Raw genomic sequence first — 12,807 nt, 5'->3', positions numbered from 1 at the left:
TCTCTAAGTGGTTGATTACAAACTCCACTTTGGCACATTGATGCCGTTGATGCGAGGCCCTCTTTACGTCTGCTTTCCTTCTTAGGCCTCGTCACTCACTTGAGGTGGGAGGCGTCCATACCATCTCCTGTCTTATCGTTAAAGCTACTTTGCCGATGACTTCCCGGCCATGAAGAGCACCGAGCGCGTCACCGAGCCCGGTAATTGGGTAAACCTTGGAAACGGAAGGCTGGATCCGCTTATCGTGCGCCCAGCCCAATATGGTTTGCATTGCGCGTTGCAGCGCTGGCGCATGGGTGACACGCTCGTCGGAGGGCGTCCACCCTATGTAACGGCCATAGAAGAAGCCATGCAGAGTCAAATTCTTCACGAGCAAAAGGTTGGCAGGCACGTCAGGCACGCGGCCGCTCGCAAAACCTATGCTCAACAGACGGGCATTGTGCGCGGCCGCCCGTACCGCGTGACCAAAGAGCTCACCGCCTACGGGATCCACCACAATGTCGGCTCCGCGGCCACCGGTAAGGGCTTTGACCTCGGTGGCAAGGTTGGCGCCGGGCGCCACGGCCGCGCGGGCTCCGCGTGCCACAGCATGGTCGCGCTTTGCCTGCGTGCTGGCGCACGCGATGACGTCGGCTCCCATCTGCCTGGCCAATTCGACGGCGGCAAGTCCGACCCCCGCCCCGGCGCCAAGGACGAGCACGGTCTCGCCGGGCTGCAATGCGCAACGCCACAGGAGTCCGCAATACGCGGTGCCATACGATATGGGAACTGGCAAGGCATCAAGAAGGGGCAGGCCATCAGGAATGGGATAAACGGTATATTCTGCAAGCTTGATCCGTTCGGCAAAACAGCCCCAATCCGCAATGGCAACGACTGCATCGCCCGGCTTGCATCGAGTAACGGATGTGCCCACAGACACGATGTGCCCGACTGCCTCTGTGCCAGGCGTGAACGGCAACGGCGGCCTGGTCTGGTAACGTCCAGCTATCATCAGGCCCGTGGCGTGGCTTACGCTGGCATAGGCAACGTTCATCACCACTTCATGCGGGCCCGGCGCGCCGGGCTCATCACATAAGACCAGTCGTGCCTCGTCACTTTCGCCAAAGCGCTGAACCTGAAGGGCACGCATCATGCCGATACTCCGCTCGATGTCCCATCGAATTGCTTGACCACGCCAGTGTCCAGCAACGCTGCGATCTCCGCAAAATCCAATCCGGCCTCCTGGAGGATCTGCTTGGTATGCTCGCCGATGTCGGGAGCGGCGAGCATGCGGCGACGCCCCGCTGCGCCCGGAATCCCAGGCAACTGCAGTTCGCCAATGCGAGGTTGCTGTAGAGACTGCAGCATGCCCAGATGAGTCGTCTGCGGGTGCGCGGCCACGGATGCATAATCACGCACGGGCGCATGCAGCACATCATGTTCCTGCAAGCGCTTTTCCCATACTACGCTGGGCGCCTGCGCCATCTGGATCGCAATTTCGCTGTGCAGAAAATCTCGCGCCGCCATGCGCGCTTTGTTGTTCCGGAAACGTGCATCGTCCAGCCAGTCGGGGCGATCCAGCGCCCGGCAAAGCCGCGCGAACTGGGCGTCATTCAAGACCAGCACCGACAACTGGCCGTCGGCGGTCGCGAACACACCGTTGGGCGCGCTGACCGCAGCGGAAGGCGGACCCCCGGCAAGAGAGCATGCGGCCATATTGTTGATCTGCAAAGCCGCGCAGGCTTCAAACAGGCTGATTTCGAGGTGCGTGCCGCGACCCGTCTTTAAACGCCGATACAGTGCCGCTGCGAGTTGCTGCGCCGCGTACAAGGCGGTCGATATATCAGCCAGCAACATGCCAATGCGCCTGGGCTGCCTATCGACATCCTGATTGGCAAACATAAGCCCGGTGTCGGCCTGCATCACCGAATCCGACGCCGGTGCCTGGGCATAGGGACCATCAGCGCCATAACCGCTGATCGATACATAGACCAGGTCTGGCTTCTGCTCGGCCAAGTTCGCGTAGCCGACACCCAGGCGCTCCGCCACGCCCGGGCGGAAGTTTTGAACGACGACATCTGCCTGCAGCGCGAGGCGGCGCAATAGATCCTTGCCGGCCGGTGTGCGGGCATCAAGGCAAAGCCCTTGTTTACCCGCGTTATAACTGATGGATAACGCACTGTGACCCTCGCGCACGACGCCAACGTTCCGGCCCCAATCACCTTCGGGCGGTTCGACCTTGACGACATGTGCGCCTTGCTGCCACAGAATCTGGGTGCAGTAGGGCCCGGCAATGCCTTGGCTGATATCAAGGATCCGGAGTCCGGAAAATGGCAGGTCTTGGCTCATGGCGATAATGCTCTGGCTTCTGAATAGTGGTGTGCAATCATGCTAGCATCGGACTAATTCATTAACAATGACACGATATGTGCCATGACTGTTGAGGATAAATGGACAATAGGATCGACCTTAATCTTATCCAGTTCTTTGTCGCCATCGTTCAATCGCGCACCTTGAGCGAAGCGGCCCGACGTACTGGAATGACACGCTCGAATGCATCGCGACAGTTGAAGGCGCTGGAACTTCTCATGGGCGCCCAACTGCTGCGACGCACGACCCGGAACATGGAGGTTACCGAAGCCGGCCAGCTTTTATATTCCCACGGCGTACGTATGCTGGAAGAAGCGCAAGCGGCCCGCGCATCGATAGACAGCCTTGGCAAATCCGTGCGGGGCGATGTACGGATACGCCTGCCCACCGGACTGGGTCATTTATACCTCGCGCCCGTGCTGCTGGAATTTGCCCGCAATTATCCTGACGTAAGTTTGCGTGTACTGATCAATGACTTCATCGGCGATTTGATATCGGCTGAGGTCGACGTGGCGCTGAAGATTACCTCCGCGCCCTCCGAAGATCACGTGGCACGCAAGATTTGCGATATTGCCTGGTGCCTTTGCGCAGCACCCGACTTCATCGCGACGCGCAACGCCATCGCAACCATCCAGGACCTGACCGGCTGCACACTGATCACGCCGGCATCCATGGGGCGCCGTTTCGACCTGAAACTCGACATGAACGGCACGCGCGTCCTGTTCAAGGCGACGCCCCGCCTGCAGTCGGGCGACTACCCTTACCTGCTGGAAGCCACACTGGCCGGGCTGGGCGTGGCACTGCTGCCTCGCTACGCGGTGTGGAAGCCGCTGCAATCAGGCGCGCTGCAAGAGGTACTACCCCAATACGAACCCGAAGGCGTCGGGGACAGCCTCTATTTGATGACGGCCGCGAACCGTTTTCCTACCATGGCCACCCGGACACTCATGGAGTTCATCACCGAACACATCAAGCAGCACGAAACGAACTGGCGGCGGCCTAAATGACCCGAGCGGCCTGCTTCACCCTGCAGAAAGCGCTTCCAATCGTCTCAAGTGGAAATCGGTATCACCCAACAGAAAATCGGTGTGAGTCAAGCGCTTGAAATAATCGCCCACTTCCAGTTCGGCCGTCATACCGATCCCGCCATGCATTTGCACAGCACTTTGGCCAACGTAACGTCCCGCCTCGGCTACCGACACCTTGGCGGACGATAACAATCGTTGGCGCTCGGCCACATCGGATTCGCCAAGCGCAGTGGCGGCCACATAGGCCATCGAGATCGCCAGTTCTTTATGCAGCAGCATATCGGCGAGGCGATGCTGCAATACCTGGAAGTCGGCAAGCGGTCGGCCGAACTGACGTCGTGTCTTCAGATAGTCCGCCGTGATTTCCACCAGCCGATCCATGGCGCCGGCGGCATGTGCGCACATTGCTGCAATACCGTAATCCATAGCGCTATCCAGTGCATCGTCGGCCACCTGGCCTTGCGCGATCAGCGCCTTCGCCTCTACGACCACACCGGTCAGTTCAACATCCGCGCAGCGATAGCCATCCATGGTGGGAAAATCTTGCACCGTCAGTCCCTGCGTATCGGTGGGAACCAGGAACAGCGCTGTTTCTCCATCGAGGACTGCGCTGACGATCAATTTATCTGCGCTCGCCCCCTGCCAGACCAGCTTCTTCCTGCCATTGAGCGTATAGCTTTCTGCTTTTTGCACTGCATGCGTCGCGCCTGGGCGTCGTACATTGCGCTGGCCGGGTTCGAGATAGGCGACGGTGCAGACCAAAGCGCCCCCCGCCATCCCGGGAAGAAGTTCAGCGTTGATCTGATCATTGGCAGCGCTTAACAACAGGGTCGTCGCCATGACCGCGCTGGGAATGACAGGCTCGGAAACCAGGCCTTTGCCCAATTCGAGCTGAATCGCCACGAGGGTGGCCGGCGATTCGCCGAAGCCTTCATATCGTTCGGGAATCAGCAGGCCGGCGACACCGAGCTCGGCCAGAGACTCCCACGCCTGCCGATCCAGTTCCGGCTGGGCGGCACGCTTGCGCCGCTGCTCCGCGCCCCAGTTGTCGCTCACCAGTCTGCGCAGGCTGTCCGTCAGCATGCGCTGCTCGTCGTTATACGTGAAATCCATTTTTTATTTCCTGTGGGATGTAAGGGAAACCGCTATCGGCACATTGACCTGTATGACTAGGATCCAAGAATCATCTTGGCGATAATGGTCTTTTGCACCTCGGTCGTCCCCCCATAAATTGTGGTTTTACGCAGGTCGAAATAACCGGCCGATGCCGCCGCCGCGAACTCGGGGCCGGGCCCGGTGAACGCCGTGTCCGGCTCCATCCAGCTTGGGTCGTACGGCCATGTGTCGACGCCCATTACCTCCATCTGCAGCATGGCCAAGTCTTGCTGGATCTCGGACCCACGTATTTTCAAGATAGAGGCCTGCGGTCCGGGACCCTGGTCGCTATTGGCCGCCACGCGTAGCAGGAGCATTTCAAGCGCAACGATGTCGATCTCGATACGGACGATCTTTTCCTTCATGCGCGGATTCTGGCTGGCGGGCTCGCCGTCGATGAGCGTATCAGCCGCAAGCTTTTTCAATATCTGCAGCTCGCGATGGCAATGTCCTATACCGGCAATTCCGGTTCTTTCATGGCCGAGCAAATATTTTGCATAAGTCCACCCCTCGTTCTCGTTGCCCACAAGATTCTCGAAGGGCACTTTCACGTCGTCCAGCCATACCTCATTGACATCCGCTCCTCCGTCCAGCGTACGAATGGGGCGCACTGTGACGCCAGGCTGGCGCAGGTCGATCAGCAACAGCGATATCCCGCGCTGCGGCTTGGCCTCGGTATCGGTGCGTGCAAGGCAGAACATCCAGTCGGCATACTGACCCAGAGTGGTCCAGGTCTTCTGGCCGTTCACGACATACCCGTCGGCTGTGCGCACGGCACGTGTTTTCAACGAGGCAAGGTCCGAGCCGGCGCCGGGTTCGGAATAGCCCTGGCACCACCAATCTTCCACGGTCAGCATCCTGGACAGGAAACGATCCTGCAATTGCTTGCTGCCGTACTTCATCAATACCGGGCCTATCATACCCAGACCAAAGGGAAGAAGCCGCGGTGCGCCGCCTTTGAAGCATTCGATCTCGAAAATCAATCTTTGCAAGGGGCCCCAGCCTGTGCCGCCAAACTCGACGGGCCAGTTTGGCGCACCCCAGCCCTTGGCGGCCAGCACCCGATGCCATCGCAGGTAATCGTTTTTGTCCAGGCGTTGGTGCCGGAATACCTTTGCGCGAATGTCGGATGGCAACTCCGCATTCACAAAATCCCGGACATCATGCCGGAAGGCGATTTCTTGAGCGTTCCACGTCAAATCCATAGCGTTTCTCCTTTTGACTGGAATCTACCAAGATCGACCGGCCTTCCACAATACCGCTTTCCAAAAGCCCCTGTTCACCTGATGCGAACCAGTGGGCCGGCGAAAGTCACCCTTAAGTAAAACGGAATTGCCAATCAGGCACTTTGCAGCGAGACTTGTTGACCCGTAAACGCGGTTCACTGATAGCTATAAAACCGGAGACAAACCCATGAAACTTAAGTCTATACTTCTATTCGCCGGCGGCCTCATGACCGTTGCATCGGTGCAGGCCCAGGCCCCATGGCCCGCCCAACCCATCAAGCTGATCGTCGGCTATTCGCCCGGCGGACCGGTCGACACAAGCGCGCGCACTTTCGCCAAATATCTGGGCGACGAACTGAAGCAGCCTGTCATCGTCGAGAACCGCACCGGGGCCAGCGGCATGATTGCCGCTGAGTCGACCTCGCGCGCTCAGCCCGATGGCTACACCATCAACTTCGTTGCCAGTCCTACCCTGACCATCACACCGTTGATTCAGAAAAACACCAAGCTCGACCTCGAAAAGGACTTTACCTATATCGGCAACATCGCTGACTACACGAATGTATTGGTAATCAACAAGGATGTGCCGGTTAAAAACATCCAGGAACTGGTGGAGTACGCGAAGAAAAATCCCAATACCGTTTCCTTCGGCTCGGCTGGCGTCGGCGCGTCGAATCATTTGTCGGCTGAACTACTGAAACAAAAAACCGGCACGGAAATGCTGCACGTCCCGTACCGCGGCAACTCGCCCGCCATGATCGATGTCATCGGTGGAAAAATTACTTATATGTTTGACATCACCAGCACGGCTATCCAGTACATACAAAGCGACAAAGTGCGTGCCTTGGCGGTAACCTCGCGCGAGCGCAACGCCGGCCTGCCCGACGTACCCACCATGATCGAAGCCGGGGTAAAAGACTATGCGGTGACGGGCTGGTATGCCCTGATCACGCCCAAGAACCTTCCTGCCAACATCCACGAACGCCTGGAAGCCGCACTGAACACCATTGCCAAGAACCCGGAGTTCGAGAAGACCATGAAGGCCGGCGGATATACGATCAACGTGAGCAACGGCGCAGAATTGCTGGACAAGGCCAAACGCGAATACGCCATGTGGGACGACGTGATCAAAAAGGCCAAGATCCAGACAAACTAATCCGCAGCGTCTCACCGGACGCGTCAAGCGTGGCCGGGTAGGTCGGGCCTCACCGGGTCGGGTCGGGCCTCGCCGGGCCCGATCCACGCGATCTCATCCCCATCACTCGATCTTGATGCCTGCTTCCTGAATAACCTGGGCCCATTTCTTGATCTCGTTATCCAGGAATCGGGCAAAGTCTTCGGGCGTCCCGGGCATAGGCTCGGCGCCCGCAGCAGCCATGGCGGGGCCGACAGCAGGATCGTTCAAGACAGCCACCAGGTCGTGGTTGAGCTTCTTGACGATGGCCTGGGGTGTACCCTTGGGGGCCATCAAGCCAGTCCATGAATAGGCTTCGTAGCCCTTGACACCCGCTTCCGCGATGGTCGGCACGTCCTGAGCCAGTACCGATCGCTCCGGATTTCCAACACCGAGGGCCTTCACGTGGCCGGACTTGATGAACGGCAGTGCCGACGGCGCATCGGCAAACATAAGCTGTACCTGGCCGCCGACCAGATCCTGCATGGCCGGCGCACTGCCGCGATATGGGATGTGCAGCAGCTTGACGCCAGCCAGCTTATTGAAAAGTTCACCCGCCAGGTGCGTGCCGCCGCCGGTGCCCGAGGAGCTGAACGAAACTTTGCCGGGGTTCTCCTTGGCATAGCTGATCAATTCCTTGATGTCCTTGACAGGCAAGGAAGGATGCGCGACCAGGATGATGGGAAACCGTGCCACCGAGCCCACCGGCTCGAAGTCGGCCTGTATGTCATAGCCCAGGTCCTTGCGCAGGCTGGGCAATACGGCATGATGAATGGCCGGAAAGAAGAAGGAATAGCCGTCCGGCTTCTCTTTCACGGCATGCCGTGCCGCGACGATACCGCCGGCGCCGGCCCGGTTATCGACCACGGCAGATTGTCCCCACTTCTCGCCCAATGGCTTGGTGACGAAACGCGCCGAGGTATCGACGGGGCCTCCGGCGGGGAATGGGACGATGAAATTGATCGCGCGCTGGGGCCAGGGCGCATCGGCCGCCCGCGCCGCTGACATGGGCAAGCCTAGTGCCAGCAGTCCCAAGCCCATGCCGCCGAGGACCCGACGACGATTAAGAGTGTTCTTGTTCATGTTTTGTCTCCCGTACTGATTGGTAAGGTTTTACCTGGCCCGGTGCTCAAGGCCCAACTCTTTGAGTATTTCGTCGGTATGCTGGCCCAGCAATGGCGGCGCCATGCGGTACTGGATGGGCGTTTCCGAATAGCGTATCGGGCTGGCCGTCGTGGGCGTCGTACCCGCCAGCGGATGCGGCATGGTCTTCCAGATTTCGCGCGCCTTGACCTGCGGGTTCGCGAACACCTGCTCTATGTTGTTGATCGGGCCGCAAGGCACCCCCACTTTCTGAAGCGCCGCGATCCAGTCGTCGCGGGTGCGCGTCTTCATGATGGTTTCAAGCTCTTTGATCAGCACAACACGATTGACCAGGCGCTGGCTGTTGGTGGCATAGTCGGGATGCACTGCCAGGTCTGGCCGCCCTATGGCCTGGCAGTAGGCGCGATACTGGCTGTCATTGCCCGTAGCAACGATCAGGTGTCCGTCGCTGGACGCAAAAACCTGATAGGGAACCACGTTCTGATGCGCATTTCCCGCACGCTTGGGAGCGATGCCGGAAGTCATGTAGTTCAGGTTCTGATTTGCCAGCATGGCCACATGGCAGTCCAGCAAGGCCAGGTCGATATGCTGGCCCAGGCCGCTGCGGTTGCGTTCCTGCAGCGCCCCCAGGATGGCAACTGCCGCATACATGCCGGTGATGATGTCGGTGACGGCCACCCCGGCTTTCTGGGGACCGCCACCGGGCAGGTCGTCCCGTTCGCCGGTGATGCTCATCAAGCCGCCCATGCCCTGGATCATGAAGTCATAGCCGGGCAGGCTGGCCAACGGGCCCGTCTGGCCGAATCCGGTGATGGAGCAATAAATCAAACGGGGATTGATCGCCTTGATGGTTTCATAATCGAGCCCGTACTTCTTCAGGCCGCCCACCTTGAAATTCTCGACCAGGATGTCGCAACGGGCAGCCATCTCGCGAACCAGGTCAGCACCGTCAGGGCTGGCGATATCAATGGCGATGGAGCGCTTGTTTCGATTGGTGCTCAGGTAGTAAGCCGCTTCGCCGGTATCGACGCCATTAGCGTCCTTCAGGTACGGAGGACCCCAACTGCGCGTATCGTCGCCCGTATCCGGGCGTTCTACCTTGATGACATCGGCGCCGAGATCGGCCAGGTTCTGACTGCACCACGGGCCGGCCAATACCCGGGACAAGTCCAGCACTTTGATGCCGTCCAGGGGTGCCAAACGTTCGTTCATTGCTTTACTCCTGCGATTCCATTGGTCAATACCACGATGTCGCGCTCTGCGACGCGGGCCTGGAACTGGACGGTACCAGAAACTCCATGCCACATCTCGACCTTCAGGGTTTCGCCTGGGAAAACGGGCGCTGAAAAGCGGGTGTTCATATACAGCAACCGATCCGGATCATAGTCGCACATCGTCTTGATGAGCGCATGCATGGCCACGCCGTAGGTGCACAGGCCATGCAGGATAGGACGCGGGTAGCCGGCATCCCTGGCCACTCGCGGATCAACATGCAGGGGATTCGGATCAGCGTTCAGTCTGTATAACAGCGCAGCCTGCGGCAAGGTTTGCAGGGTGCATACCTGATCAGGCAGCGCGGCGGGGACTTTGGGCAAGGCCTCGGGCGCGGCGTCGCCCGCGCCGAAACCGCCATCAGCCCTGCAAAATGTGGTCTGCTGGACGGTGGCAAGCAAGGCGTCGTCAGCGGCATCGTGGATCTTTCGTTCCACTACCACAAGCGCCCCCTTGTCTGCACCTTTGTCCACGACATGTGTGACCCGACTACGCCCTATGACCTCGCCAGTGACAGGAAACGGGCGATGAAAGGCCATGCGCTGTTCGCCATGCACCAATTTCACCCAATCGATGCCTGTCCTGGGATCCTGCATCCAGAAGCCCGGATAACCCAGCACCGCCGCCATGCCGGGAAATACCTTGAGGTCTTTTTCATAGACGAATGCCAACTGCGCCTCATCCATCGGGTCATACCCCAGGCCGACGCTAAGGGCATACAGGATGACGTCCTTATCGGCATAAGCCTGGCGCACATCGGTGAATCTCCACGCCTTGATCCGTTCATAATCCAGCGCCATTGCCACTCCTTAAATAGGATCCCAGCCGATGACTTCCGGCGACCGCTCAAGCTTGTAGAAATCGTTTCTCATGGCGGGAACGGCGATTTCAGCGATATCTTCGGGCGTCCATCCGGTTGACATATGGACCGAACGAACGGGGCGCGGCTGGCTGAACAACATGATTTCATTGGCCCGTACGGCAAAAATTTGCGCCGTGACTTCACGTGCCGCGTCACTGCCCAGGTACACCACCAGCGGCGCAATCTTGCCGGCTTCCATCTTCTGCAGCTTGAGCACGCGCGCTTTCTCTTCCGGCGTATTGGCGGGAATGGAGCTGGTCATGCTGGTCCAGGCAAACGGCGCTATGCAATTGGAACGGACATTGAACCGTGACATATCGAGCGCGATCGACTTGGACAAACCCACAATGCCCATCTTGGCCGCGGAATAATTCGCCTGCCCGAAATTGCCGATCAACCCCGATGTCGATGTCATGTGCACGTAGGCGCCGGATTCCTGCTCGCGGAAATACGGAGCGGCCGCCCGGCTGACATAGAAAGACCCGTTCAGATGCACGTCCAGGACTTGGGTCCATTCCTCCTCGCTCATTTTGTGGAATAGCCGGTCACGCAGATTGCCGGCATTATTTACAATGATGTCGATCTTGCCGTACAGGTCGATGGCCGCCTGGACGATATGTTCGGCGCTTTCCCGCGTTGCCACGCTATCGGTATTGGCAACTGCCTGGCCGCCGGCCGACGTGATCTCGTCGACCACGGCCCGGGACGCTCCGTCACTGATGTCGTTGACGACGACGCGTGCGCCGGCGGCCGCCAGTGCCAACGCAATACCCTTGCCTATGCCGCCGCCCGCTCCGGTGACCACCGCTACCTTGCCTGCAACCATCTCGCTCATTCGTGATACTCCTGTGTCTGGTTTTTTCTGTCATTTACAGTAGAGGAATTCACCCCGGGCTTCAACTCCGTTTTCATAAAGAGCGTCTTAACCGGGAATTAAGTGTGGGCAATTACTTAATGAGCGCAAAACACGGGCCTAACTAAAACGAGATTCCCGTCGCGGCAACCCAGGCCGACAATGGACGTCCAACGATTGGAGGAGACACAAGCATGTCGGACGCAACATCGACTCCGGCTGCAGGCGCAGATAAGTACTATCGCGAGCAGCTGGACCAAGGTAACTTTCTGATTCAACGCTGCCTGTCGTGCACGCGAGGAATTTTCTACCCCCGCATGATCTGTCCACATTGCGGCTCGGACCAGCTCGAATGGTTCAAGCCTTCCGGCCAGGGCGTGGTGTATTCCACAACAGTCGTCCGACGCAAGCCCGAGCACGGCGGCGACTACAACGTCGTCCTTGTCGACTTGGCCGAAGGGCCACGCATGATGTCGCGCGTCGACGATGTTGCGCCCGATGCCGTCACCATCGGCATGCCCGTGTCTGCCCGGATCACCGAAACCGAAGAAGGCAAGATGGTCGTATTCACCCAGGCGGAGACAAAGCTATGATCAACAAGAAACTTCGCGGCGCTGTGGCCATAGCGGGTGTCGGCCAGGCAGGCCTGGGGCAGGCGCACGGCTACACCGAGATGGAAATCCTGGTTCAGGCGGCGCAGCGGGCCGTGGCCGACGCAGGACTCACCATGCAGGATATCGACGGCATCGCCACCGCCAGCGTAACGGCCACCATGTGGGCCATGCCCGTCATCGAGCACCTGGGCATCAAACCGACCTTCATCGACAGCACCATGCTGGGGGGATCCAGCTTCGTCGCGCATCTTATGCCGGCGCTGCAGGCACTGGAATCCGGCCAATGCAATGCGGTATTGGTCTGCTACGGCAGCACCCAGCGCACGTCCACCATCGGTCGCGCCGAAATCGCCAACGCTCGACGCAAGCTGGATCCCCAGCCCTACGAAGCCCCCTACAACCCCTTGAACCCCTTAAGCTCCTATGCGCTGGTGGCCGCGCGCCACATGCACCAATATGGCACACGCCGCGAGCACCTGGCGGAAGTGGCAGTGGCAGCACGCCGCTGGGCCCAGATGAATCCGGAAGCAACACAGCGCGACCCGTTGACCATCGAGGAAGTTCTGTCGTCGCGCATGGTGTCAGACCCCCTGTCGGTACGCGACTGCTGCCTGGTCACCGATGGCGCGGGCGCCTATGTGCTCGTACGGGCCGATCGGGCCAAGGATCTCAAGCAGAAACCGGTCTATGTGTTGGGCAGCTCCACCGCTGTCTGGAATCGGCAGATATCGTCGATGGCTGACCTTACCGTGACGGCCGCGCAGCAGTCCGGGCGCATCGCCTTTGAAATGGCTGGCCTCACGCCCAAAGACATCGACGTGGTCGAACTCTACGACGCCTTCACCATCAATACCATTCTCTTTCTTGAGGACCTCGGCTTCTGCAAGAAAGGCGAAGGCGGCGATTTCGTGAGCAATGGCGGTATTGCCCCCGGCGGTCGCCTGCCAGTGAACACCAATGGCGGCGGACTCTCGTGCATACACCCCGGCATGTACGGTATTTTCATCATGATTGAAGCGGTAAGGCAGCTGCGCGACAGCTGCGGCGAACGCCAGATCCCGAATGCGCACACCGCCGTGGTGCATGGCAATGGCGGCACACTGTCCAGCCAATCAACGGCCATACTCGGCACGCAGGCGTCACTTTGACCAGAAACCACCAAGGACGAAC

At 59.3% G+C, this 12,807-nt stretch carries 12 protein-coding genes; 4 read left to right on the top strand and 8 right to left on the bottom strand.

The window, feature by feature from the left end:
- Positions 1-91: 91 nt before the first annotated feature.
- On the bottom strand, positions 92-1,129 hold the full coding sequence (locus tag CR155_RS20040) for an NADPH:quinone oxidoreductase family protein (protein WP_102071824.1): 1,038 nt from the start codon (positions 1,127-1,129) through the stop codon (positions 92-94).
- The gene (locus CR155_RS20035) at positions 1,129-2,328 is read right to left on the bottom strand and encodes a CaiB/BaiF CoA transferase family protein (RefSeq protein ID WP_102071819.1); all 1,200 of its coding nucleotides are present in this window, start codon (positions 2,326-2,328) and stop codon (positions 1,129-1,131) included. Before CR155_RS20035 ends, CR155_RS20040 begins: the two co-directional genes overlap by 1 nt.
- A 101-nt stretch (positions 2,329-2,429) precedes the next feature.
- On the opposite strand from CR155_RS20035, the gene CR155_RS20030 reads away from it, so the two are divergent.
- Positions 2,430-3,356 carry a LysR family transcriptional regulator gene (locus CR155_RS20030; protein WP_102071818.1) on the top strand — a complete coding sequence of 309 codons (927 nt, stop codon included), beginning with the start codon at positions 2,430-2,432 and terminating at the stop codon, positions 3,354-3,356.
- A 15-nt stretch (positions 3,357-3,371) separates the two neighbouring features.
- Here the strand turns inward: CR155_RS20030 and CR155_RS20025 are convergent, their stop codons facing one another.
- On the bottom strand, positions 3,372-4,490 hold the full coding sequence (locus CR155_RS20025) for an acyl-CoA dehydrogenase family protein (protein ID WP_102071817.1): 1,119 nt from the start codon (positions 4,488-4,490) through the stop codon (positions 3,372-3,374).
- 56 nt (positions 4,491-4,546) lie between these two features.
- On the bottom strand, positions 4,547-5,737 hold the full coding sequence (locus tag CR155_RS20020) for an acyl-CoA dehydrogenase family protein (RefSeq protein WP_102071816.1): 1,191 nt from the start codon (positions 5,735-5,737) through the stop codon (positions 4,547-4,549).
- Positions 5,738-5,945: 208 nt separating this feature from the next.
- Between CR155_RS20020 and CR155_RS20015 the strand changes: the two genes are divergently transcribed.
- Entirely contained in the window at positions 5,946-6,914 is a 969-nt protein-coding gene (locus CR155_RS20015) for a Bug family tripartite tricarboxylate transporter substrate binding protein (RefSeq protein ID WP_102071815.1), read from the top strand.
- 102 nt (positions 6,915-7,016) lie between these two features.
- On the opposite strand, the gene CR155_RS20010 is transcribed toward CR155_RS20015, so the two are convergent.
- Genes CR155_RS20010 through CR155_RS19995 form a run of 4 tightly spaced genes read right to left on the bottom strand, consistent with a single transcriptional unit; the run spans position 7,017 to position 11,005 of the window.
- On the bottom strand, positions 7,017-8,015 hold the full coding sequence (locus CR155_RS20010) for a Bug family tripartite tricarboxylate transporter substrate binding protein (protein WP_102071814.1): 999 nt from the start codon (positions 8,013-8,015) through the stop codon (positions 7,017-7,019).
- Positions 8,016-8,045: 30 nt separating this feature from the next.
- On the bottom strand, positions 8,046-9,248 hold the full coding sequence (locus CR155_RS20005) for a CaiB/BaiF CoA transferase family protein (protein ID WP_102071813.1): 1,203 nt from the start codon (positions 9,246-9,248) through the stop codon (positions 8,046-8,048).
- On the bottom strand, positions 9,245-10,108 hold the full coding sequence (locus CR155_RS20000) for a MaoC/PaaZ C-terminal domain-containing protein (protein ID WP_102071812.1): 864 nt from the start codon (positions 10,106-10,108) through the stop codon (positions 9,245-9,247). The genes CR155_RS20005 and CR155_RS20000 overlap by 4 nt, the downstream gene beginning before the upstream one ends.
- 9 nt (positions 10,109-10,117) lie before the next feature.
- A complete protein-coding gene (locus tag CR155_RS19995) occupies positions 10,118-11,005 on the bottom strand; it encodes an SDR family NAD(P)-dependent oxidoreductase (protein ID WP_102071811.1) in 888 nt (295 codons plus the stop codon).
- Positions 11,006-11,217: 212 nt separating this feature from the next.
- On the opposite strand from CR155_RS19995, the gene CR155_RS19990 reads away from it, so the two are divergent.
- Entirely contained in the window at positions 11,218-11,616 is a 399-nt protein-coding gene (locus tag CR155_RS19990) for a Zn-ribbon domain-containing OB-fold protein (RefSeq protein ID WP_102071810.1), read from the top strand.
- A complete protein-coding gene (locus tag CR155_RS19985) occupies positions 11,613-12,785 on the top strand; it encodes a thiolase family protein (protein ID WP_102071809.1) in 1,173 nt (390 codons plus the stop codon). The genes CR155_RS19990 and CR155_RS19985 overlap by 4 nt, the downstream gene beginning before the upstream one ends.
- Positions 12,786-12,807 lie beyond the last annotated feature (22 nt).

The organism is Pollutimonas nitritireducens (assembly GCF_002849615.1).
In the GTDB taxonomy this organism is placed as follows: Bacteria; Pseudomonadota; Gammaproteobacteria; order Burkholderiales; family Burkholderiaceae_B; genus Pollutimonas; species Pollutimonas nitritireducens.
Note: the sequence above shows the minus strand (reverse complement) of the source record. Positions and strands in the feature narration are given on the sequence as shown.